20 protein-coding genes are annotated in these 24,598 nt (G+C 41.3%); 11 read left to right on the forward strand and 9 right to left on the reverse strand.

From position 1 onward, the window contains the following. The first annotated feature begins 9 nt into the window (after positions 1-9). The gene (locus OD355_RS03020; protein WP_263036971.1) at positions 10-1,215 is read left to right on the forward strand and encodes an acetate/propionate family kinase; all 1,206 of its coding nucleotides are present in this window, start codon (positions 10-12) and stop codon (positions 1,213-1,215) included. A gap of 76 nt (positions 1,216-1,291) precedes the next feature. On the opposite strand, the gene OD355_RS03025 is transcribed toward OD355_RS03020, so the two are convergent. Continuing rightward, positions 1,292-2,716 carry a Gfo/Idh/MocA family protein gene (locus tag OD355_RS03025; protein ID WP_263036972.1) on the reverse strand — a complete coding sequence of 475 codons (1,425 nt, stop codon included), beginning with the start codon at positions 2,714-2,716 and terminating at the stop codon, positions 1,292-1,294. Positions 2,717-2,902: 186 nt separating this feature from the next. On the opposite strand from OD355_RS03025, the gene OD355_RS03030 reads away from it, so the two are divergent. Genes OD355_RS03030 through OD355_RS03045 form a run of 4 tightly spaced genes read left to right on the forward strand, consistent with a single transcriptional unit; the run spans position 2,903 to position 6,428 of the window. After that, positions 2,903-4,546 carry a DUF4836 family protein gene (locus OD355_RS03030; protein WP_263036973.1) on the forward strand — a complete coding sequence of 548 codons (1,644 nt, stop codon included), beginning with the start codon at positions 2,903-2,905 and terminating at the stop codon, positions 4,544-4,546. A gap of 29 nt (positions 4,547-4,575) precedes the next feature. Further along, entirely contained in the window at positions 4,576-5,286 is a 711-nt protein-coding gene (gene trmB, locus OD355_RS03035; RefSeq protein ID WP_263036974.1) for a tRNA (guanosine(46)-N7)-methyltransferase TrmB, read from the forward strand. Continuing rightward, on the forward strand, positions 5,286-5,636 hold the full coding sequence (locus tag OD355_RS03040) for an MGMT family protein (protein ID WP_263036975.1): 351 nt from the start codon (positions 5,286-5,288) through the stop codon (positions 5,634-5,636). Before trmB ends, OD355_RS03040 begins: the two co-directional genes overlap by 1 nt. A 3-nt stretch (positions 5,637-5,639) precedes the next feature. Beyond that, entirely contained in the window at positions 5,640-6,428 is a 789-nt protein-coding gene (locus tag OD355_RS03045) for an amidohydrolase (RefSeq protein WP_263036976.1), read from the forward strand. Here the strand turns inward: OD355_RS03045 and OD355_RS03050 are convergent. After that, complete coding sequence (locus OD355_RS03050; protein WP_263036977.1) at positions 6,425-6,808, reverse strand: Rid family detoxifying hydrolase; 384 nt, start codon at positions 6,806-6,808, stop codon at positions 6,425-6,427. The genes OD355_RS03045 and OD355_RS03050 overlap by 4 nt on opposite strands. Positions 6,809-6,904: 96 nt before the next feature. Between OD355_RS03050 and tsaB the strand changes: the two genes are divergently transcribed. From tsaB to OD355_RS03065, 3 genes are all read left to right on the forward strand, one after another. After that, the gene (tsaB, locus tag OD355_RS03055; RefSeq protein ID WP_263036978.1) at positions 6,905-7,579 is read left to right on the forward strand and encodes a tRNA (adenosine(37)-N6)-threonylcarbamoyltransferase complex dimerization subunit type 1 TsaB; all 675 of its coding nucleotides are present in this window, start codon (positions 6,905-6,907) and stop codon (positions 7,577-7,579) included. Positions 7,580-7,676: 97 nt separating this feature from the next. Continuing rightward, the gene (locus OD355_RS03060) at positions 7,677-8,018 is read left to right on the forward strand and encodes an ArsR/SmtB family transcription factor (protein WP_263036979.1); all 342 of its coding nucleotides are present in this window, start codon (positions 7,677-7,679) and stop codon (positions 8,016-8,018) included. 95 nt (positions 8,019-8,113) lie between these two features. Continuing rightward, entirely contained in the window at positions 8,114-8,761 is a 648-nt protein-coding gene (locus tag OD355_RS03065; protein WP_263036980.1) for a rhodanese-like domain-containing protein, read from the forward strand. A 58-nt stretch (positions 8,762-8,819) separates the two neighbouring features. Here OD355_RS03065 and recN read toward each other — a convergent pair whose 3' ends face one another. Beyond that, the gene (recN, locus tag OD355_RS03070) at positions 8,820-10,484 is read right to left on the reverse strand and encodes a DNA repair protein RecN (protein WP_263036981.1); all 1,665 of its coding nucleotides are present in this window, start codon (positions 10,482-10,484) and stop codon (positions 8,820-8,822) included. A gap of 163 nt (positions 10,485-10,647) precedes the next feature. Between recN and mnmG the strand changes: the two genes are divergently transcribed. Both mnmG and OD355_RS03080 read left to right on the forward strand, forming a co-directional pair. After that, complete coding sequence (mnmG, locus tag OD355_RS03075) at positions 10,648-12,513, forward strand: tRNA uridine-5-carboxymethylaminomethyl(34) synthesis enzyme MnmG (RefSeq protein WP_263036982.1); 1,866 nt, start codon at positions 10,648-10,650, stop codon at positions 12,511-12,513. A gap of 76 nt (positions 12,514-12,589) precedes the next feature. Then, positions 12,590-13,411: a hypothetical protein gene (locus OD355_RS03080; RefSeq protein ID WP_263036983.1), complete on the forward strand. Its 822-nt coding sequence runs from the start codon at positions 12,590-12,592 to the stop codon at positions 13,409-13,411. On the opposite strand, the gene nadA is transcribed toward OD355_RS03080, so the two are convergent. The 6 genes from nadA to OD355_RS03105 all read right to left on the reverse strand — a co-directional run bounded on the left by nadA (position 13,412) and on the right by OD355_RS03105 (position 22,854). After that, a complete protein-coding gene (gene nadA / locus OD355_RS03085; RefSeq protein WP_263036984.1) occupies positions 13,412-14,425 on the reverse strand; it encodes a quinolinate synthase NadA in 1,014 nt (337 codons plus the stop codon). Between the two features lie 411 nt (positions 14,426-14,836). Next, positions 14,837-15,001 carry a phosphatidate cytidylyltransferase gene (locus OD355_RS03090; protein ID WP_263036985.1) on the reverse strand — a complete coding sequence of 55 codons (165 nt, stop codon included), beginning with the start codon at positions 14,999-15,001 and terminating at the stop codon, positions 14,837-14,839. A 365-nt stretch (positions 15,002-15,366) separates the two neighbouring features. Continuing rightward, positions 15,367-15,612, reverse strand: a complete 246-nt coding sequence (locus tag OD355_RS13920; protein ID WP_396327192.1) for an ABC transporter permease — start codon at positions 15,610-15,612, stop codon at positions 15,367-15,369. 27 nt (positions 15,613-15,639) lie between these two features. After that, positions 15,640-16,314 carry a hypothetical protein gene (locus OD355_RS03095; protein WP_263036986.1) on the reverse strand — a complete coding sequence of 225 codons (675 nt, stop codon included), beginning with the start codon at positions 16,312-16,314 and terminating at the stop codon, positions 15,640-15,642. After that, on the reverse strand, positions 16,315-19,977 hold the full coding sequence (locus OD355_RS03100) for a DUF7149 domain-containing protein (protein WP_263036987.1): 3,663 nt from the start codon (positions 19,975-19,977) through the stop codon (positions 16,315-16,317). Between the two features lie 471 nt (positions 19,978-20,448). Then, on the reverse strand, positions 20,449-22,854 hold the full coding sequence (locus tag OD355_RS03105) for an ATP-dependent helicase (protein WP_263036988.1): 2,406 nt from the start codon (positions 22,852-22,854) through the stop codon (positions 20,449-20,451). 640 nt (positions 22,855-23,494) lie between these two features. On the opposite strand from OD355_RS03105, the gene OD355_RS03110 reads away from it, so the two are divergent. Continuing rightward, positions 23,495-24,499, forward strand: a complete 1,005-nt coding sequence (locus OD355_RS03110; RefSeq protein WP_263036989.1) for a flippase-like domain-containing protein — start codon at positions 23,495-23,497, stop codon at positions 24,497-24,499. Positions 24,500-24,598 lie beyond the last annotated feature (99 nt).

Here is a 24,598-nt window from a genome sequence, read left to right on the forward strand (position 1 = left end):
ATTTTTTATATGGATATTTTAGTAATCAATTCCGGCAGTTCTTCCATCAAATACCAACTGTTGAATACAGAAACAAAAGAAGTCCTTGCCGTAGGATTGGTGGAGAGAATAGGTATTGACGCGGGAAACATTAAACACAAAGCGAAAATTAACGGTGAAGAAAAAGTAAAGATCATAGAGCAGGACATACCCAACCATGAAGACGCCATGAAAATGGTTGCTGAACTGCTCACCGATAAAGAAGTAGGGGTAATTCACAATCCTGAAGAAATACTGGCTGTAGGCCACCGGGTAGTACATGGCGGTGAATCGCTGGTAAAAACAGAATTGATCAATGATGATATTATCCGTAAGATAGAAGAGACGATTCCGCTTTCGCCATTGCACAACCCCGGGCACCTGGCAGGCATTAAAGTGGGCATGAAGATATTCTCTGCAGCCAAACACTTTGCCGTATTAGATACCGCCTTTCACCAGACAATGCCGCCAAAAGCTTACCGCTTCGCCATCCCGGAAAAATATTATAAAGAACATCACTTACGTGTTTACGGATTCCACGGCACCAGCCACCGTTATGTGTACGAAACTGCACGCGATTACCTGAAGAAAGACGATCTGAAAGCCATTACCATTCACCTGGGCAACGGCTCCAGCATGTCGGCCGTAAACAGCGAAGGCCATTGCGTAGACACTTCTATGGGCTTAACGCCGCTCGACGGGCTGATGATGGGTACCAGAACCGGCAGCATAGATGCATCCGTGGTTTTCTACCTGGGACAGGTGATGGGAATGGATTTCGAAGAAATAAAGACATTGTTCAATAAGCAAAGCGGCATGCTGGGTATTGCAGGCAGCAGCGACGCAAGAGACGTAACCGACATGCTGGAAAAGGGAGATGCTAATGCACAGCTTTGTTATGATATGTATGCCTATCGCATAAAAAAATTCATTGGCTCCTACACCGCTGTACTCAACGGCGTGGATGCCCTGATATTTACCGCCGGCCTGGGCGAACACGATGAGCTTATGCGCAGCATGGCCTGTAGCGAACTCAGCTACCTGGGTATTGAAATGGATGAAGAAAAGAATAAATCTTTGAACCACGCTAAACAAGCAGTGGAGATACAGTCTGCAAACAGCCGTGTAAAAATCCTGATCATACCTACCAACGAAGAATTACAAATCGCCAAAGAAGTGTATGATTTAATGCAATAAATTTTTACTGCATATCCAATTAAAAAAGATCGGGAAGTTTCCGATCTTTTTTAATTTATGCTCTAGTTGTTGGTGTTTATTTTACAAAGGCGTGCCTGTAACCTTTTATTTTGTTCCATCCTCCGCGGGTGAAATCAGGTATCTGCACCGGTGCGCTTCCGTTTTCCAGGGAGATGGCTGATAGCTCTGTCAGGCAGCTCCATTCCGCAAGATCATACACATCCATATCCAGCGGAAGGCCGTTTCGCAGGCAGTAAACCAAACGGTAATCCATGATGAAATCCATGCCGCCGTGGCCCCCTACTTTCTTGGCCTGCTCTTCCAGTTCCTGGTGTATGCGGTGCTTATATTTTTTCATCAATGCATTCTTTACATCTTCCGGTACAAAGCCGTGCGAATTCAGATCTTCATGGTTTGGTGTAACGTCAGATGATACCTGGGATGGCTCAAGCGCATAGCCCTGTACAGGATATTTATTGGCAAAACCTTTGGTAGCTGTAAGCTGGTACATCCTGCTGTAAGGTCGTGGCGTAACCACATTGTGCTGTATCTGTATGGTCTTACCGTTTTCCGTGCGGATCATGGTCATGGTGTGGTCGCCGTTGGCAAATTTATCGGGGTAGCTTCCTTTCATTTGTTTCCAGGCTTCAGGGCCGTTTACTGCTTTGGTATCCATAGAAACCAGGTAGTTCATTTTATCTCCGCGGTGAATGTCAAGCAACTGGCAGGCAGGGCCAATACCATGTGTAGGGTACACATCTCCTCTGTGCTTCTGGTTGTAATCCAGTCTCCAGTTGTTCCAGTAAGCCTTCCAGAAATCAGCCAGGTTGTGGATGTAAGATCCTTCGGTATGCAGGATCTCTCCGAATACGCCGTTCTGTGCCATGTTCAACGTGGTTAATTCAAAGAAATCATATACACAGTTCTCCAGCATCATACAATGTTTGCGCGTTCTTTCAGAGGTGTTGATCAGCGCCCAGATGTCTTTCATGTTCATAGCAGCCGGTACTTCTACCGCTACGTGCTTGCCTTTTTCCATGGCATACAGCGCCATCGGCACGTGGTGTACCCAGTCGGTAACAATGTATACCAGGTCAATATCGTCCCTGTCGCAGAGCTGCTTCCAGGCGTCTAAGCTGCCGGAATATCCTGCTGCACGCGCTACACCCGCTTTATCTAAAATTTCCTGGGTTGCCTCCACTCTTTCAGGACGCACGTCGCACAACGCAACTACCTTTGTTCCGGGAATATGCGTAAAACGTTCTACAGCGCCGGGGCCTCTCATACCCAGGCCAATAAAACCAACCCTTACAGTCTCTAATTTGGGAGCCTCAAAGTTGATCATGTCCTGCTGGCCTGCGGGCCTTTTCGGAGTTTCTAAAACTATCTGCCTGTTGCCGGCAGGTATGCTTTGAGATTGTGCTACAGGTTTTGTATTATAGCATCCTGTTAATAATACAGCTATAATAAAAGCAACAAATAAACTGTGGAATCTATTCATTAGAAATACGTTTAATTTTTTTGATGAAAATCTGTTGAGCTATAAAATTAGTGAATATTTCCATGTATATCATTAGATTGAAACGTAAAACGTTTGCATAGTTTTTGGTAATATTCTTTTAATAGAACGCCAACATTTGCCGGCGTTAAAAATGATTACCTTTATTAAACACAAATGATATTAATAATGAAAACCTTATCACTATTATTTTCGATCATATTCTGTAGCATCCTTTTATTTTCGTGTAAACCAAACGAAGCCACCGACCAGACCAGGCATATTCCTGCTGATGCGAACTTTGTGCTTACGCTCAACGCGAATAACATCCTGAAAAAGCTGCAAAGCGCCAACATGGATTTTTCATCCTTAGCCGGCGGCGATGAAACAGCCAGGCAAAAACTGGAACTTACCCGGCAGGCGGTAAACCTTGATAAGCCCGTTTATGTTTTTACGAAATCCAAAGCTTCTATCACCACCGGTAAAACATCTGTGACAGCCACAGTAGCTTCCCTGAAAAACAAAGATGCTGTACTGGCTTATCTCTCTAAGTTCCAGCCCGGCGCGCAGGTAAAACGCACGGAAAACTTTACATTCACCACGGGCGATAACTCTTCCGTAGGATGGAATGATAACACCATTATTTTCATCAACGGCAGCCCTGATGAGCAACAATTGCTCACGCTCTTTACCATGAATAAAGAGCTGTCTATGGGAGCGAAAGATATTTTTAATAAATCGCTGAACCCCTCAGCAGACGCTACTTTCTTTATGAACACAGCAGCATTCCTGCTGACCAATCCAACGCTGGCAGTATCTAAATTATCTATCCTGCTGAAAGATACGTATACCTACGGCAATATAAATTTCAACAATGGCAGCGTTGATGGTGATATGCAAACAGTTTACGGTCAGGGATTCCAGTCAATGATTCAGAACAACCCTTCGCCGGCCAATGCACTGAACCTGATACAGAGGTATCCTGAACAGCCGGGGAGTATCTTTTCTTTGTCCGTCAATCCAAACCTTTTAAAAGCGCTGGCAGAATACGCCGGCATCAAAGCATTGGCGGAGCAATACCTGGGATCCCTGGGGATTACGGCTGATGAGGCTTTGAGCGCATTAGGCGGAAATTTTGCACTGGCCTCTTCCAACATTACACCCAATATGCCATTGAATAAACTTACCCAGGCAAACTTTAAATCATTGCTTTCAGGAAATTATATCCTGTCTGCTGGCATACAAAACCGCAGCGCGCTGGATAAGATCGTGAGCGTGCTTGGCACAACAGGGTTTATAAATAATACTACGGGTTTCATTACAGTTCCATTCTTCGGAAACGCAGGTACGCCGGGCGTTATGAAAATTGACAGCAACCTGGTCTATGGCTCGTCTGCTGATTTTATCAACAGGTTTTACCAAGCCGCTACAGGATTTGCTTTACCGCAGGACATACAGCCTAAGCTGCAAAACAAGGTATTGGCTTTTTATCTTGACGGTCAGACGATTTTTCAGCAACTGCATACAAAATTTCCTGCCGAGAGCAGCTACCCGCTGGCAAAAACCACCTTCAGAGATTTCTACCTGTACAGCGATAAGCTTGCAGGCAACAGCTCAAAAGGGGCATTCTCATTACGTTTGATAAACAATAACCAGAATAGCCTGGCAGCTATACTGCAATTCCTGAATGCAGTTTCCAAAATAACGAATGCCCCTGCAGGCGCTTCGTTGCCATTAACAGATACCACGGCAAAGCCTGCCGGAATACCTGATGAAGATGTATTGGCTGACCCTGATGTGATCCAGGGAACAAAACCGCCGAAACCATTGTAACCGAAATATTTTCAGGTTATCTTTGGCAAATGGTACAAAAAAAATTACAACGTTTTGCAGAGATAGAAACATTCCCGAATGTGCTTATCTACCCGGAAAACATGCAGGGCAACTGGAACGGCTTTTTTAAGAATAATAACCCGCTTACTTTGGAGCTTGCCTGCGGCAAAGGCGAGTATGCGGTCGGCCTGGGAAGATTGTATGCAAACAGAAATTTTATAGGTATAGACCTGAAAGGCAACCGGATATGGGTAGGCGCCAAAACCGCGCTGGAAGAGGGTTTGGGCAATGTGGCTTTTATCCGTTCGCACATAGATAAAGTAACCAATTACTTTGCAAAGGATGAAGTGGATGAAATATGGATCACCTTTCCTGACCCGCAATTGCGCAACTCTAAAATGAAAAAGAGGCTGACGCATCCGCGCTACCTGAGGCTCTACCAGCAATTCCTGAAGCCTGAGGGCATTGTACACCTGAAAACCGACAGCCCCAACCTGTATTTCTTTACCCGCATGATCATTGATCTGTATGGGTTAGCGCTTGTAGAAGATAATGATAATGTGTACGGTTCAGCCAGCATCCCGCAGGATCTAACCATTCAAACACACTATGAAAAAATGGATATAGCCGGCAAAAATACAGTGCATCATATAGCTTTTAAGCTCAATAAGCCTTTGCCCGTAGAAAAGGAAACAGCGCTCAAAGAAAAATTCATTGAAGAAAACGATCACCTTACCTGATGCCGGGAAAATATACCTATATAAACAGGACAAACTTTTTTGAAGATGTTTGGGAGCTGGTAAAACTTATACCAAAAGGAAGGGTCACAAGCTATGGCAGTATTGCCAGGTACCTGGGGGCGGGCTCTTCCGCGCGCATGGTTGGCTGGGCAATGAATGCAGCGGGTGCAATTGAAGATGTGCCGGCGCACCGTGTGGTAAACAGGAACGGCATGCTAAGCGGCAAAGCACATTTTGATCCGCCGGAAAAGATGGAGAGACTGCTGCAGCAGGAAGGCGCTGTAATTGAAAACAACTGTATAAAAAACTTCCAAGAAATGTTCTGGGATCCGAATATAGAACTAATTTAGCGTATGGCCTCGCTCACCATTACCACCATACAATCTGATATTCATTGGGAAAACATTGCGGCTAACCTGGAAATGTTTACAGCAAAAATACGCTCTGTACGGGAAAAGAAAGAAATAGTAGTATTGCCTGAAATGTTCACCACAGGTTTTTCTTTAAACACATCCATGGCTGAAACTATGGATGGCTCTGCATTACAGTGGATGCGCGCCATGGCGCAGCAGGAAAGAATCATTATTATCGGCAGCCTGATGATAGAAGACAACGGAAAGTTTTTCAACAGGCTCATCTGCATGTATCCCAACGGGCAGTTCGGGCACTACGACAAACGGCACCTGTTTTCTTTTGCGCATGAACATAAGCACTATGCGCCCGGCAATAAACGTTTTATTTTTTCTGTAAACGGCTGGAAGATCAATACACAGATCTGTTACGATATCAGATTTCCTGTATGGACCAGGCAAAATATAAAAGACGGACAGCCAGAATATGATATACTGCTGAATGTAGCCAACTGGCCCAAATCACGGATAATGCACTGGAATACCTTATTACAGGCGCGTGCCATAGAAAACCAATGCTATGTAGTGGGTGTAAACCGCGTGGGCATTGATGCCAATTACGGGCTTGCGTATTCAGGCAGCAGCAGTATTATTTCACCTTTCGGTGATATAATTTACACGAAAGAAGATGCAGAAGATATCTTCACCATAACGCTTGAAAAGAATATTCTTGAAAAAGTAAGGTCCTCTTTTCCCTTCCTGCAGGATGCTGACAGCTTTGTTATAAACTAATAAGCAGCTATTACGCTGATCTCCACATTTACGTTTTTAGGCAATGTCTGTACAGCCACTGTTTCACGGGCAGGAGCGCCTCCCTCTGTAAAGTAGCTTCCGTAAACTTCATTTACATAGGTAAATAATCCCATATCGTTCAAGAAAATAGAACACTTAACCACATGCTCAAAGCCAAGCCCTGCTTCAGTTAAGATTGCTTTGATATTTTCCATCACCTGCCTGGTCTCTTCCTTTACGCCACGCATTTCCAGTTCATTGGTTTCAGGGATAATGGCTATCTGGCCGCTGACAAATAAGAAACCGTTTGCTTTCACTGACTGGTTGTACGGGCCTATAGGAGCCGGGGCATTAGAAGTATTGATAATTTCTTTTGACATACGAAAAATTTGCCCGAATATAATAAATATTGCCTTACATGCCGGTCAAAAAAATAAATTTTATTTATATTATATTTGTATGTTTAAACCTTAAAAATGGCATTGATACTTTCTATAGATACTGCAACTGAAAGGGCAGTAGTTTGTATGGGAGATGATGAAAAAATCATTTATTTTACTGAAAATGCGGATCAAAAAAGTCACGCATCTTTTGTACAGCCTGCTATTGAGGCTATGGTACGCGAAACCGGTATTGCTCTACTGCAGGTAGATGCCATTGCAGTAAGTATCGGCCCCGGAAGCTACACCGGCCTGCGTGTAGGGCTGGCCTCTGCCAAAGGAATTGCGTATGCCTTAAACAAGCCACTCATAGCGCTCAATACACTGGATGTGATGGCAAAAAACGCCATACTGCAATTCAGGCAGGAAGATTTGCTGTATTGCCCCATGATAGATGCACGCAGAATGGAAGTCTTTACAGCGGTTTACAACGCATCTCTGGAAAATATATATCCTGCAGCGGCCGTGGTGCTTACTGAAAATACTTTTCAAGAATTCAGCAATAAGGATATTCTGTTTTTTGGCAGCGGTATGCCTAAATGGAAAGCTGCAGCCAATAGGCCCAATGCGCGCTATACTACGGTATCACACATTCATGAAGGATTAAATACATTAGCTATTAATAAATTCCATGAAAAAGAATTTGCAGATGTGGCTTACGCTGAACCATATTACATCAAATCTTTCTACACCAAAGCCGCAACCAAATAATTTTTATGAAAGTTTTGTAAACATTTAAGAGAATAATTATAATTATAACATTAACTTTATCAACCTAATATCAATACACAATCAAATTTTACTATTCATGACATCCACAAACAACGTTATAGAAATTAAGAACAACGAGTCCGGCGAACCCATACTGATTGATATTTTGAAATTAAAAAAAGCTTCACTTATCCTAAGAGCAATCAATCACAAACTGAGGCTGCAAATATTAAAACTTATACAGACCGAAGAAAAAATTACGGTTACAGAAATATACGTAAAGCTGCGACTGGAGCAATCTGTGGTTTCCCAGCACCTGGCAATTTTAAGAAGAGCGGGGTTTGTAACCACCAAAAGAGATGGTAAGTTTATATACTACAACATCAATCACGATCGTCTTGGCTTTGTTATCAGAATCGTAGACGAACTTTTAAAGTAATCTTTAAAATATTTTTTCAAACAGTGTATATATGCAGCTCAAAAAATCTGTATATATACACTTTTTGCATCTGACATCCACATAAAATTAATACTATGTCACAATCCCTGACCCTTGCAGCTTTTAAAGCTCTTTCACAACAAACGAATGTGCTGATTATAGATACCAGGAAGCCAACCGAATTTACAGGAGGTTTTATTCCCGGATCTGTGTTTATAGGCTTGGGTGAAAAGTTTGAGGAATGGGCAAAAAAGATTTTACCTGCGGGCAAACAATTACTGCTGGTAACTAATGAAGGCGAAGAGAGCACCTCTTTGAAACAGTTGCAGGATGCGGGTTTCAGCGTATCAGGATATTTAGAAGGCGGCTATGCCGTATGGAAAGAAGCGCATGAACCTGTAGATATGATCATAGATATTGAGGCGGATGAATTAGCTATGGATATACCTTTTGATGAGAAAATGGTGATCATAGATGTGCGCACACCCGAAGAATACAACCAGTGTTTTGTAAAGAATGCTTTGAATATACCGGTTGAACAGGTTAATGACCCGGCAATAACGGCTAATTTTGAGGATGAAGACAATCTTTACCTACATTGTGCAGGCGGCTACCGCAGTGTTATAGCTGCATCGCTGCTAAAGCGGGAAGGCATTCACAACCTGCGTAATATTTCAGGTGGATTTAAAAGTATAAAAGAAGTAGAAAACATCCCGTTGCAGAAATATAAAGAGACCGAATAGACATCCGGTCCCGGTCATAATTAGTTTTGATTACTGTTTAAACAACAAATATCTGCCATTATTTTGATTTGGCCAATAATTCTTTTGCGTTATTAATGGCTGCCGCAGACGGATTGGCCCCGCTGATCATTTGTGCTATTTGTGCTATGCGTTCCTGGGTCTCAAGCAGCCTTATCCGGGTATTGATTTCCTGTTTTTCATTTTCTTTTTTATAGACGAAATAATGCGCGTCTGCAAGCGCTGCTATCTGTGGCTGGTGTGTAATGGATATTACCTGCAGGTTGCCGGCCAGCTCCTGCATAATGATCCCTACCTGCCTGGCAGCTTCCCCGCTGATACCGGTATCAATTTCATCGAATATAAGGGTAGGCATATCAATATCCTTAGCCACCATAGATTTTATACAAAGCATTAGCCTGCTAAGCTCTCCCCCGCTGGCCACCTTATCGACAGATTCGAAATTACCGGTCTTGTTTGCATCGAATAGAAACAAAATATCATCTAAACCGTTTATTTTCAATTCATTATTAGAAACAACCTGCACCTGCAAACGCGCGTTTGGCATGCCTACACATACTAATAAAGCATTTACAGTTTCTTCGATCCTGTTTACCTGTTCTTTTCTTCTGCCGGAGATCTCAATGGCTAAATCCATACTTTGTGCTTCAAGCGCGGAAACCTGCTCCTTTACTTTTTCTATTTCACTATCAATATTCAAGACATCCTGTAACTTGAGTTCGAGGGTGTTTTTGATTGATAAAAGTTCATTGGTTGTAAGTACATTGTGCTTTTTTAATAGTTTATAGCCGGCCGATAACCTGTCGTTGATAATTTCCAGCTTTTCCGCATCAAAGTTGTGCGCATCGCCTGCTGAAGCAGATTCTAAAGCAAGGTCTTTGAGCTCTATCTCGGCGCTTTTCAGCCTTTCTGCAATACTTTCTATTTCTTGGGTAATGAGGTAATTCTTCAGTTCCTGGTTCAGATTCTTCAATATATTTATTACAGAGTTTTCATCTTCATACAGGTTAAAGCTTATTTTATTCAGGATAGATTTAATATCACCGGCATTTTCCAATAGTTTAATTTCATTTTCCAGTTCCTCCAGCTCATTTTCCTTTAGATTAATTTCTTCTAATTCGTTGTACTGAAATTGTATAAAATCCAGCTCACGGTTGAAAGTGTTTTTCTTTTGCATCAATATTTCCAGTTCCGATTTAGCTTTCTGCCAGCGGTGAAAATAGCCTTGGTATTGAGTGAGCAATGTAGCATTCTTGGCCAGGCTATCTACAATTTTCTGCTGGAAAGTATTTTTTCCTAATAAGAGGTTATCAAACTGCTGGTGTTGGTCTATGAGAAAAGAGGTTATTGTTTTTAAATCAGACAAGTTTACAGGCGTATCGTTGATAAAACTTCTTGATTTTCCGGTAGCAGTTACTTCTCTGCGTATTAAAATTGTATCATCTTCTGCATCCAGGTCATTATCCGTTACAAATCTCAGTATATCGTCATTTTTTATCTTAAATAAAGCTTCTATTATGCACTTTCCGCTATTATTTTTCAGTACAGAGCTGTCTACACGGTTACCCAGTACCAAACCAAGAGCTCCCATAATAATACTTTTACCAGCCCCGGTTTCTCCAGTGATTATATTTAATCCCTGATGCAGCTCAATATGTATATGGTCTATTATTGCGTAGTTCTGTATAGTTAGTTCACTTAACATTGTATATATCTTTAAGGGTAAAAATAAAGAATTTAAGCAATACAGTTCAATTAAACTTCAGCGTTCCACGTGGAACATTTTTCTATAAATTAACCGATACGTTCCACGTGGAACAATGCTTTTGTGATAATTGATGTAATTTTGCATAAATTTAAAAGACTAAATGTTTATAGAATATGATGTGATTGTTGCCGGAGCAGGGCATGCAGGCGGAGAGGCAGCTGCAGCTGCGGCTAATTTAGGCAACAAAGTACTGCTGATTACCATGAATATGAATACAATTGCTCAAATGAGCTGCAACCCGGCAATGGGAGGCATAGCCAAAGGGCAAATTGTGCGGGAAATAGATGCTATGGGCGGGTACAGCGGCATAGTTTCAGATAAAAGTATGTTGCAATTCCGTATGCTTAACAAAAGCAAAGGCCCTGCCATGTGGTCGCCCAGATCGCAGAACGACAGGATGCTTTTCTCCATGGAATGGCGTAAAATGCTGGAAAATACACCCAATATAGATTTTTACCAGGATACGGTAACCGGATTGCTGATCAAGGAAAAATTATGCTATGGGGTAAAAACGGGTTTAGGCCATGAGATTAAAGCCAAAGCAGTAATCATTACCAGCGGAACCTTCCTGAATGGCGTAATCCATATTGGCGAAAAGAGAATGGGGGGTGGAAGGATCGCTGAAAAAGCGTCATCAGGTATTACGGAACAACTGGTACAAGAAGGCTTTGAAAGCCGCAGGTTAAAGACCGGTACGCCGCCACGCATTGATGGCAGAAGCCTGGATTACTCGAAGATGGAACTTCAACCCGGCGATGAGGTCATCAGCGGTTTCTCCTATTTGCCTATTGAAAAACTCACCAAAGAAAAACAACTTAGTTGCCATATAACTTATACAGACAGCAAAGTTCACGATATACTGAGGACAGGCTTTGACAGAAGCCCCATGTATACCGGCCGTATCGGGGGCACAGGCCCCAGGTATTGCCCAAGTATAGAAGACAAGATCAACAGGTTTGCAGACAAAGAACGACACCAGTTATTTGTAGAGCCTGAAGGCTTTGATACCTACGAAATTTATGTAAACGGTTTTTCCACCTCTTTGCCGGAAGAAGTGCAATACAAAGCATTGAAATGCGTGCCCGGTTTTGAAAATATGAAAATGTTCCGCCCCGGCTACGCTATTGAATATGACTATTTCCCCCCGACACAGCTCAAATATTCGCTCGAAACAAAACTGGTAGAAAACTTATTCTTTGCCGGGCAGATCAACGGTACCACAGGCTACGAAGAGGCTGCATGCCAGGGATTGATGGCAGGCATCAATGCGCACCAGAAAATACATCAACAAGAACCGCTGGTCTTGAAAAGGAATGAAGCCTACATTGGTGTATTAATAGATGACCTCATCAGCAAGGGTACAGATGAGCCTTACCGGATGTTTACCAGCAGGGCAGAATTCAGAACCCTGCTCAGGCAGGATAACGCTGACCTCAGGCTGACTGAAATGAGCTATCAACTTGGCCTGGCGAGCGAGGAAAGACATGCACTGGTGCAACAAAAGACAGCAGAAGTGGGCCGGATCATAAAGCTACTGGATAGCATTTTCATACAACCTGGTGAAATAAATTCCTATCTTGCAAGCATTGACTCATCGCAACTTATTGAAAAACAAAAACTTACGAAATTAATACTGCGTCCGTCCGTTAACCTGGGCGCTATTATACAGGCTGCACCTCACTTAAAAGAAATTTTAAATAATAAAAAAGAATATATTGAGCAGGCAGAGATTCAACTGAAGTATGAAAGGTATATTGAAAAGGAAAAAGAAATAGCCGATCGCATCAATAAAATGGAAGACCTGAAAATCCCGGAAAGCTTCGATTACGAAAGGATCTCAGCGCTGAGCATGGAATCTATGCAAAAGCTGAAGAAAATCCGTCCGCAGACTTTGGGACAGGCCAGCCGTATCAGCGGCGTAAATCCCAGTGATATACAAATATTGATGATACATATGGGCAGGTGATGTAGTTTGTTAATTTTTATTGTATATTAAACCTTTACAGGATTATTTAGTAATATTACTAACATAATTTACCGGTTTGAAGAAGTACTATTCCTTTATCCTTTTATTGCTGATATTTACTACAACCGCTTATGCACAGAAAAGCATCAGCGGCTTTGTGTATGAAGATGCATTCAGGACACCGCTACCTGATGTGAGCGTATTCACTACCTCTGGAAGCACATCTTATACCGACAGCCTTGGGCATTTTACAATTCCCGTATCAGGTAATAAAGATTCTATATACTTCAGGTATAAAACCAGAAACTCTAAAATATTTCCTGTAGATACCATCATTAACCCGGAAAACTTTGAAATTGCCATTCATCTCAATATCCTGGCAAAAAGAAAAAACCCGCCGGGATACCTCCCGGATATCACTGTTTATTCTAAAGATTACCGGCTGGACAGTATTCAGAACAGGCGCGACTATGCAGATATTTTCAATTACAAAAAGCCGGCACTGGAAGATATAGCTTCCGTACCCAAAATCGGCAATATACCTATACCGGTAGGCGTTTATTTCGATGTAAATACGCTGGCAGAAAGCTTTCAATTCAGGAAAAACAAGCGAAAAGAACATTACCGCGACTTTGCCGTATGGCTGGAGCAGGAAAAATATATCGATCACCGTTTCAATAAAAGAGATGTTGCCAACCTGATAAACCTATCGGGAAATGACCTGGATGTGTTTGTAAAAAAATACCGCCCGGATTTTACCACGCTGCTCTACATGAGCGATGTGGAACTGGGCGTGTACATTAAGAAATGCCTGAGCCATTTTTCTTCTAAAAATGTAGCTCCCACCTTCAGGGAAAAACTAAAACAAGGTATTTTCCTGGAAGATACTAAAAGCTGATCATTTGATAAGACCCGCATGGCGGCTGATCTCCAGCATTCTGTCGATAGGCTTTTTGGCAGCGAGGCGCAATTGCTCATCCATAGCAATTTCCGGCAGCTCGTACTTCATGCACAAGTATAATTTTTCAAGCGTATTTAGCTTCATATAGGGGCAGTCATTGCAAGCGCAGGCATTGTCCGGCGGTGCAGGTATGAATTTTTTGTGGGGAGAATTTTTCTCCATCTGGTGCAGAATACCGGTTTCTGTAGCTACGATATAGGCTTGTGCAGCATCTGTTTTGGTATAGTTCAGTAATTGTGTGGTGCTGCCGATATAATCGGCATGGTTTAGCAGTACTTCTTCGCATTCCGGGTGGGCTATGATTTTTGCGTCCGGATTGGCCTGTTTAAGGCTCAAAATCTTCTCCAAACTGAAAATCTCGTGCACTATACAGCTGCCATCCCAAAGCAGCATATTCCTGCCTGTTTTCTTGTTGATGTAAGCGCCCAGGTTCCTGTCCGGCGCGAAGATGATTTTCTGGTCAGCAGGCAGGCTTTCAATAATTTTTTCTACGTTGCCGCTGGTGCAGATAATATCACTCAGCGATTTGATCTCTGCCGTGCAGTTGATATAAGTGATCACGATATGATCGGGGTACGCTTCTTTAAATTTTTTAAAAGCATCAGCGGGCGCGCTGTCCGCCAGGGAGCATCCTGCTTTCAGGTCCGGCAATACTACTTTTTTGGTTGGGTTTAATATCTTGGCCGTTTCTGCCATAAAATGCACGCCGGCAAACACGATCATGTCTGCATTGGTTTTCTCCGCCTGCTGCGCCAGACCCAGGCTGTCGCCCAGGTAATCTGCCACATCCTGTATATCTGCTTCCTGATAATAATGCGCCAGTATGATGGCATTTTTTTCTTCCTTCAGTTTTTTGATCTCCACAAACAAATCCAGTGAAGGATCGACCGGCATATCCAGGAAACCTTTGATCGGCAGATTTTTTTTCGCGTTTTCAAATGCAATGTTCATAACCGTTGTAATAAAAATATTATACTTATTTATTTAAAAAAGCTATTACTATTATGAGTGTGAATTTCGGGATAACTTACTTATGCACAATATTGGAATTGAATAAAGCAGTAGTTATATACATTAATCCACATAGTTTTCTACACTCAAAAGTATTGATTTTAGTTGAAAAGCCAAGTATATCCACAAATTCACCTACAAGGGTTGATACTTTATTCAAATCTTCAATTCACAGCCTCGTAACGTTAAGATAACATAGTCAAAAAGTGAATAATTTCAACGGTGGCCGGGTAGAATCTGAAAATGCCGGAATAGTTAAAAAATTATTCACTTTAAAATGGTTGAAACTGCCGTTTATTAACAGAAAAAGTATGTTGTTAACAGTTTTTGTGTATAAATAAACTGCTGTTTTTATTTTCTGCTTCTGGTAAAAAGCCATATAATAAGCCCTATTACCAATGCCACCACGATGAAGCCCCAGTACATACCTGCTTTAAAAATAGTGCCGATAGCTTCGCAACTGGTAAGTACAAAAGCCATAGCCGCCAGTAGCATAAAAGAAATTTTTCTTGACATAGTGTTTAGTTTTATGTGTGAATAATAATGAATAAGTGCAAACCTTATGCCAGCGGGGAGGAGGGGTAGAGCGCTGTAGTGCATGTTTATTTTGTTTGGCCTGTATTGTTCCAATAACTTATCGGTGCAATATAACCGGCAATGCTTGTGCGTATTAAAACTATGTAACTATAATTATCCAGCAAAATTTTGTATTCCCCTCCAGATCCGCTGTAAGTCCGGGAAAGGACCACGGAATATAAGAGCCGTAACCTCTTGCGGCAATAATTTGTGCAAAAACTAAAGTCTATGCAAAAAAACCCAGTGGTTCAAGAAAGCCCGTACCCCAGATGGCAAAAATGCAATTGGCACTCCAACCAATATGGTCAAAATCGTTGTAATAAATATGCTGTCAGAGATTGTGCCAGCAAAGTTGTGTCCAAAAGGGATAGTTTTAGAAGCCACCAAAAAAAAAATGCGAGTAACAAATTTGAAAGTACAAGCAGCAGGCACCAAATTATGTACAAGGTGAATTTAGCATTCAAAATTTTTGTTCTTGATGTAGGAAGTGAAAGCAAATCCTTTGCTGTTCCTTCTGAATACTCACGACCGAATATCCAACCTGCAACAATTGCCTTGCGTAACGTGAATGTCTATACTCATTTTCCTAAAAGTCTGTTTACAAACTCTAATGCTTGTTCGTAACCAACTACAATTGTTACAAGTCCGCTTACAAGTGTCACCAAGGCAATAAGACCTGCAATTACTTTGTAAATCAAACTGTCTTTTATTGAGTTAACTGTCCGATTACTGATGATGCCAAACCAACTGAGTATAAAAATTGGAACGCTTAAAATCTCCCTGAAACCTTCACGGAACCAAACAATCGGATTTCTCAAGTTCTTTTGGGTGGCTTGGCTGTATTCTTTTAAATAGCCGATATATCTTAACAAACAATCGTCAACAGAATTAGTGTCAAAGTCCTTTACAGAGCCGTCTCTAAATTTCGGTATTGTATTAATTACGATTTGATAATTAGAAACTCTGTATGTCTGAAATGGTGCTATGTAGTCCATTACACCAAATGTTCCTAAGTTGCTTTGAATTTTGCTAACGTTCATTGTTAACCAAACATATAATTCACCATCAAAGTCTCCTGAACGGCTGTAGCGGTCATAAGTTTGAAAATACTTGTTAGCAAACTCAACAAATTTATTTCTGTATTCTCCTGCAAAATCAATTTTCTTTACAACTCTCGAATGTCGATTGTAAACCTGAACAAAGCCAATGATAAACACTGTCAGAATTCCTAATATGATTAAAGCTGTTATCATTTATGCGTTCTCAATTATTTTAATTTCTTCTTCCGTCAATTTGAAAATACCATAAATAATTTGGTCGATTTTTCTTTCTAAGTCAAAAGTATCTGAATTGATGTTAATTGATTTTTTAGATATTATGGCATTAGTAATTTCAATTAATTCGCTATCATATTCACTAAAACAAAATGGTAAGTTGTCAACTTCGTATCCGTTTACGTTACTACTAGTGCTACGTGCTTTAAAAATGAAATTTAGAAGATTAGAGTTTAACCAACAAAGCAATAATTCTAATTTGCAATTTGAAGGTTCCAATAAGTAGTTGCAAGAATTGGCTAAAAATATATTACTATCAACAATATTCGCTTTAATCCTTCTTGATTCATTTACTCCCGTTAAACCTTGCAATGCAATTCTTCGTTTTGAAGTATCAGAAAGTTTTTTGTCCGAAATAATAATTGATAATTTTTTCAAATTGACGAATTCAATTTCGCCTTGAGAGATTTGTTCTTTTTTTGTTTTAACGATAAACCTGTCTAATTGAACTCCTTTTAACAACATAGCATCTGATTGGTTTTGTGTCATTGCAGGTTTGCCAAATGTCATATCTATTTCTCCTGTTAAACAAGGTGATATGCTACCAAGTTTAACTACATTGTTTGTGGAATAAACTTTTACCAATAAATTAAAAGATTTGGTGTCAGTTAACGGAATCTGAACTAAGTCTGAGTTTAGTTTTATTAAGTCGTTTGCACTAAAATTAGAACGATTATTACTTATTGTTCTGTCGTAGGAAATTCCAATATCAAATAAATTATCCGCTTTTCTTTTGGATGTTAATAGGATTGCTGTTGACATTTTAACATCTTCAAAAACCCTTCTGCTTGCATTGTCTCTTTCAGGGAAAGCATCTACTTTTATTAAAGAGTGGTTTAAAAAAATATGCTTTCTTAAATTTACTGATGTTGTATCTGTTAAAATTCCGTAAGGGATAATCATACATTGAAATCCAATGTCTGAACTTATTGTATAACTAAATGCTAAAAATATTCTTGCTGCGTTTATTACGCCACCTGTAGCTTCAGGATATTTGTTTTTAAGTAGTTCTATTGTTAAATCGTCTGTTGTTAAAGCAACTTTCTTATTCTGTTTTTTATTAAATAGACCATAAGGCGGATTTCCAATAACCACATCAAATCCCACAAAATCGCCCTCATCATTCAGCACTTCGGGAAATTCAAAACGCCACTCAAAAGCATTTTCAAAAATCTTGTTGGCTTTTATTTCTTCAATTTCGGTTTCGAGCTTCTTGATTTCTGCGCTGAGCTGCTGTACTTTCTTGTTCCAATCCGCTTTTTCTTTTTTGCTCATTTCAAAAAGTTGCCCCTGATTGGTCATTTGATACAAGTCGCCTGAAAGTTTACGTAGTTTCTTTACTTTCGGGTCGTTCAACGAAATTTCACTTCTGAAATCCGATTTAATGTCGGCAATCAACCGTTCCATTTCTCTTTTCTGTTCCTTGCTTTCAGCGTTGCGGTAAGTGTCAACAGCTATTCGGTAGCTGTCAATCGTCCACTTGCTTTTTTTCAAGGCTTGTTTCAAGTCGGCATCAATGGCAAAACGGCTTACTAAAGAGTTACCGCATTTTATGTTGATGTCAATGTTCGGAAGAGTTTCAAGTTCGGTGGCGTTCTTGTAATACGCATTTTTCAAAAGCTCAATCCACAAACGCAAACGGCAAATTTTTACCGAGTTGGCATTGATGTCCACACCGAAAAGGCAGTTTTCAATAATGGTTTGCTTTTCATGAAAAAGTGTTTCCTGTATGCGCTGACTTTCTTTGTTGCTTGGGTTGTATTCAAAAAGTTCTCCTTCTTCGTCTGTTACAATCAATTCATCATTTACCACTTCTACCTGATATTCTTTCAGGCGTTTTCCGTCACGGTCTTGCAGAATTTTCAAGTCGTTTTTAACGGCAATCATTTCATTGAGTGCCGAAACTAAAAAGTGTCCTGAACCAACGGCAGGGTCGCATATTTTGATGCTGTTTACAATTTTGTTGGCTTCTTTTCGGTCTTCTATTTTGTCGTAAAGTTCTTCAAGCGTTGTGCAATTCCATTTTTTGCTTTCGTTGAATTTCTGCACAACGGCTTTGCGAATGGTTTCACGGCACATATACATGGTGATGAAACCGGGCGTGAAAAACGAACCGTCTTTGTAGCCATTTATTTTCTCGAAAATCAATCCGAGCACCGAAGCGTTAATCAGCGTTTTGTTGTCTTCCTGAATTTCTTCTCCGCCTTCGGCTCCAAAATCATAAGCATCTAAAAATTCAAATAGATATTGAAGCGTAGAAATATTGCCTGTCCGTTTTTTGCCTTGCTGGTCTTTCAGCACAGTTTGCGAAAAAATCGGAATGGTTTTATCGTCTTTCAAATTGCTGATAAACAAAGTAACCTGTTCAATATCGGTTGGTTCAAAAAGCGAACTATTTAAGTACGGTACTTTTTCAAATGCCTTTTTTACATCGTCGTTTCGTTCATCAAATTTTCGAGCTAATACCTGAAAAAACAAGCTGTTCAGGTCGTCATAGTTCTTGATTTTGTCAAGATTGAGAAACGAAAAAGATTTGTCGCCTTTGTGATAGGTAATGAGTTGTGCTTCCAACAACTTCAAAAACAAAATGCGGTTTATCCAGGTAATCGAAAGTTCAAGAGCAACATTAAAAAGTCGCTCTTGTTGTGTGTTGCCGAATTGGTTTGGTTTTTCCAATCGGCTGAGTTTATCTAAGCTGTCAAGCTGAATGACGGCATCTTCCAAGATTGTTCCTGTGTGTCGTTCACCTGCTTTGTTTCGTTCAATCAGTTTTTTACTTCCTTCTTTGGTTTCGTTCAAGCCGATGATGTGCAACAACTCGCTGTAAAAGCGTTTATCAAGGCTGTTGCTGTCGTTGGCGAACGGAAGTTTTAAAAGATGCTCCGGCGACAACAATTTGAATAAAGCAATCAGCGAATTGTCGTCTGCTTTGTCGGCATTGCGCAACGGTTTTTGAAAATCCTGAATGTTGAAATAGGTAAATTCAATTTCAGCAGTAGTGCTGTGGATAAACGGTTCGGCAATTTGTTTGTAGAAAAAATCGGTTTTTTTATCTGCCAAGCGCAAGCCTTCAAAGTCGACAAATTGTTTTACAAGATTTTTGTTTTGAGCAAAAAGCCTGTCGAATAGGGTAGCATCAAAAATGAACCATTCGTTTATGTTGGTAGCCACCAGATGTTTTACTTCAAGGTTTTTGTGTGTAATTCTCTCACGCAGGTAATACAGCACTAATTCCTGAAATGCTTTTGCATTTATTCGTTTGGTGGTAATCATTTCCGCTCTATTGGTCGGTTTTTTGGCTTCAATGATCACTCCAACTGTTGAGCCTGCATTTTGTCCGCTGTGAATAACAAGGTCGTTTCTACCTTTGGTATTTATAAAATGGTTTGGGTCGTAATAGGTTTTCTTTAAAAAGTCAATGACAAGGTTTTTATGAAACTCTTCGCTTTCTGAGTCATTTGTCCTGTCAAGTAAAGTTATGAGATTGGCTTTGAAACTTTCAATTTCAGTCCTGTTTGGTTTTACTTTTAAGAAGGCTTTATTCAATGCCTTTCTTGGTTTCAATTCTTTTAGAATGTTCACGGCTGTTTATTGTTTCATTAATATTCAAGAATGCCAAGTAGATTTTCATCTACAAATTTACCTCAATTTCACTCGGTTAAGATAAGATTTTTCGGTCGGAGTTGAGTTGTGACCCCGGTAAAAGATGAAGCTTTTGGTTTTGCCACAAAAAAAGGCAAAAGAATTATTTGTTGTCATGCTGTGATATTTTCTGGAATTATTATCTCAGTCTACAGGAGATTTCAAATCCCGGTACTGCTTTGGGATCACAAATTCCGAAGAGAAGGCTAAGTATTAGAAAAACACGTGACACTGCTGTAAAATGTGCAACAAACAACATGGAGGTCAATAGTTAACTTAGGTGTCAGGTAATAACACCAGACATGGCTGTAAAAATCCCGAAGAGCGAATTCCGGAAGAACAGATTAATACACAAATACACAATTACACAAATAATCTCACTATGATCTGCGCACTTCGTCCAACGCCTCCCTAACCAATAATCCTCAACTTGGCATAGTTCAGCATAATTTTTTTCTCGCCGTTGTTTTCAAACATCACTGTGGCAATGCGGTTATGCGCGGCGCCTTCCATTTTCTGTACTGTACCGAAACCGAATTTAGCATGCTCTACTTTGTGACCTTCCTGTAAGGTGGATGTATCGCTGGGGACAAAATCGGCTGAAGGCCTGTGTTCTACAATTTTATTGGCTTTGGGCGCCTGTGTAGGCAATACGTTTTTTTTGGGTGGCGGGCCGTATCTTTTTTCTGCCTGGGTGGCATTGTTATAGCCGCCGAAGCCGCTGCGGTTCATGCGTTCAAATGCATTGCCGGCAAAGTTAGAAGAGTTGCCGCCGGCATAGGAACGGTCAATAAACTCGTCGGGCATTTCACTGATAAAACGGCTGGGCTCGTTGTTGATGATATTGCCGAAACGGTAGCGCGTATTGGCGTAAGACAGCCAGAGCTTTTGCTTGGCGCGGGTTACAGCCACGTAAAAGAGCCTGCGTTCTTCTTCCAGCTCTTCCCGGGTATTGATGCTTAAGCCGCTGGGGAAAATACTTTCTTCCACACCGCCTACGAACACCACCGGAAACTCCAGGCCTTTGGCTGCGTGGATCGTCATTAATTTTACCATATCTCCCGTACCGTCCTTATCTTTTTCGTCTGCATCTGTCAGCAGCGTGATTTGTTGCAGGTAGGCAGCAAGCGAAGTGGCATTTTTAGCTATCTCTGTATCTACTTCTTCCAGCACAGTGCCCTCTTCGTCTATCTGAGACAGGTCCTGTTGTGTATCTACCCATTCTTTTATGGAGTTGAGCAACTCCTGTATGTTTTCATAGCGCTGAAGCCCTTCCTGGGTTTTATCGGAAAACAGTTCTTTTACCAGGTTGGTATGCTTGCCTATCTGCATGGCCACATCGTAGGCAGATTTGTCTTCCAGCAGGCTTTGAAAATATTTTATCATCACCACGAAATTATTAATGGCATCCAGCGTGCCCGCACGGAAGCCAAACTCGCCTGCCCGCTGCAATATTTCCCACACGGTGGTTTTATTGTTGCTGGCTTGTGTCTGTAGTTTTTCAATGGTGGTTTTCCCGATGCCGCGCACAGGGTAATTAATGATGCGCTCCAGCGCCACCTCGTCTGCCGGGTTCACCGTTACGCGCAGATAAGCAATAAAGTCTTTTATTTCCTTGCGCTGGTAGAAGCTCAGGCCGCCGTAGATCCTGTAGGGTATGCCCATACGGCGCAGGTTTTCTTCAAAGGCACGGCTTTGCGCATTGGTGCGGTACAGGATGGCAAAATCTTTATTGTTGAAGTGGTTGCGCAGCCTTTCTTCCTGTATGGTGTTGGATACAAACTTGGCTTCGTCGTTGTCGGTGAGTGTGCGTACCAGTTTTATTTTCTCACCGTCATTATTTTCTGTCCACAGCTGTTTAGGTATCTGGCCAATGTTTTTCTGGATCACTGAGTTGGCCACGCTGATGATGTTGCGGGTGCTTCGGTAGTTTTGTTCCAGCTTTATTACCTGCACATCGTCATAGTCTTTCTGAAACTGCAGTATGTTTTCAATGGTAGCGCCGCGGAAGCTGTAGATGCTTTGTGCATCATCGCCCACCACGCAGATATTTTCGTACATGGCAGCCAGCAGCTTGGTTATCTGGTACTGTACGGGGTTGGTATCCTGGTACTCGTCTATCAGGATGTATTTAAATTTTTTCTGGTATTTGTGGAGCACTTCGGGGAAAGTATTCAGCAGCTCATACATTTTCAGCAGCAGGTCGTCAAAATCCATGGCGCCGTTTTTAAAACAGCGGTCGCAGTAGGCTTTATAGATCTTGGCCAGCGCCGGTTTATTGGCGCGCATATCTTCCTGCTGTATGTAGTAGTCCTGTGCATATTCCAGTGGGCCTACCAGCGCATTCTTGGCCTGCGAGATCCTGGAGTGCACGGTATTGGGCTTGTAATGTTTATCGTCGAGCTGCATTTCTTTCAGCACCTGTTTGATCACCGTTCTGGAATCGTCTGTATCGTAGATGGTAAAACTGTTGGGGTAGCCCAGCCTGTGGGCTTCGCCGCGCAGGATGCGCGCAAACACACTGTGAAAGGTACCGATGTACAGGTTTCGTGCCTCGTTATTGCCCAGCATATGCTCTATACGCTCCTTCATTTCGGCGGCGGCTTTATTGGTAAAAGTCAGCGCCAGGATGTTGAATGCATCTACGCCTTCGGCCATCAGGTGAGCAATACGGGTGGTAAGTACTTTGGTTTTACCGCTGCCGGCGCCGGCCACAATCATAAGCGGCCCGTTCATGTGTGTGGCCGCCAGATATTGATTCTCATTCAGTCCTTTCAGGTAATTGCGCATAGGGCTGCAAGGTACAAAATTTAGCAACAGGCAAAAAGTAAGTCGTGTGTTTGAAATGTAAATTTTGTTGCCGGCGGGCGGGCTGTACGCTGTATCTTTGCTCCACTGCGTTGCGCAAAGGATGCCGCTGCCATCCCTGCCGGGTGTGAGATAGCGCTTAAAAAAGCGCTATGCCTATTGTATATAATCGTTTTCAATTCTTACATTAAAATTAATATCGGCTTTCAAAGCTTTACATACTTTGAGAATGGTATCTATTGTAGCGCTGCTTGCAGTTTCCCTCGCAGGGGCTTTGCTCACCTTTCAGATGTGTCCCAAAATGCCAGAAGCCTGTATCTGCGCCCCTCCATATCTGGTTCTAAGTTCCCATATATGTTCATTAAGTTTTTAAATAAGTTCGGATCATTGTGCGCGGCCGGATAAATCAATGTTGTAAAATATTTTTCTCCTGACTTTAGCGTCAAGATACTTTAAAAACTACCTGGCTTCTTTTAAAAATTTTATCTCAAAATATTTCACAGCAGTTAATAATAATAAAAAGGTACAAAAAGTTTCCAAAAATAGAAACATGTAAGTTGTAGTTTTTAATTTTTCCCCGGGATCTTATACTCCTTAAATTATTGCTTATGAATCGGGTAGCAGTTTCATTCATATAAACAACCTATTTTTGCAAAAAAATTTCCTGAAGAAGCAATACAAAATATGGATCAACTACGTAGTGGGGCCGCTACTGTTTGTAATACTTTCTTTCTCTATTTTCAATAAGATAAAGCAACAGGAAAATTTACCCGAAACCTGGAAGATCATAAAAAACTCCATTGCCGACCAATGGCTTCTGCTGCTGCTCATGGTATTGCTGATGATTGTAAACTGGACGCTGGAAGCCAGGAAATGGCAGGTGCTTATACGGCCCGTGCAACAGGTAAGCATTTATACAGGCTTTAAAGCAGTGCTGTCTGGCCTGTCCTTTGGTTTGTTTATTCCCAACGGCATGGGCGAATACCTTGGCAGGATGCTCTATCTCAACCAGGGCAACAGGCTAAAATCCATAGCGGTAAGCATTATGGGCAGCTTGTCGCAGTTGCTCATTACCTTGGTCACGGGGCTGGCAGCGCTGGTGTATTTTATCAATCATGATGTACTGGTAATTGCGTCTACAGGTTTGTCTGATTTTTGGTTTCGCGCGCTCATGTACGTATTGATTCTGGCCACGCTGTTTTTCTTTTTTCTTTATTTCAAGATAGGCTGGGTCACAAGCCTTTTCTCTTACATTCCTTTTGTAAAGCGGCACCGCGTATTTATTCAAGCTTTAACAGAATTTGATTATAAAACTTTATTTAAAGTATTATTTTTATCACTGTTACGGTATGCTGTTTTTATAGTACAGTATATCTTAATGTTCGAGATCTTTAAAGTAGAAATGCCGTTAATGAATGCTGTGGCCGGCATTTGCGTGATGTTTTTATTGATTGCTATTGTGCCTACGATTCCCATTGCAGAGCTTGGCGTACGGGGAGAAGTCAGCCTGAGGATATTCGGGATGCTTAGTAAAAATGCCATCGGCATTATAAGCACCACCGTTTTTATCTGGCTGATAAATCTTATTATCCCTGCTATAATTGGCAGCCTCTTTGTACTTACGGTAAGGATATTTAAAAAAAATGGCATTTAAACTATTATATATTAGAATGTTCAAAAATGATAGGACATTTAGCAACTACTGATAATAAGCGTTTCATAATTTCTTACAGGTATTTTCCGGGGTTGCTGC

The sequence above is a fragment of the Haoranjiania flava genome (assembly GCF_025631005.1).
Classification (GTDB): domain Bacteria; phylum Bacteroidota; class Bacteroidia; order Chitinophagales; family Chitinophagaceae; genus Haoranjiania; species Haoranjiania flava.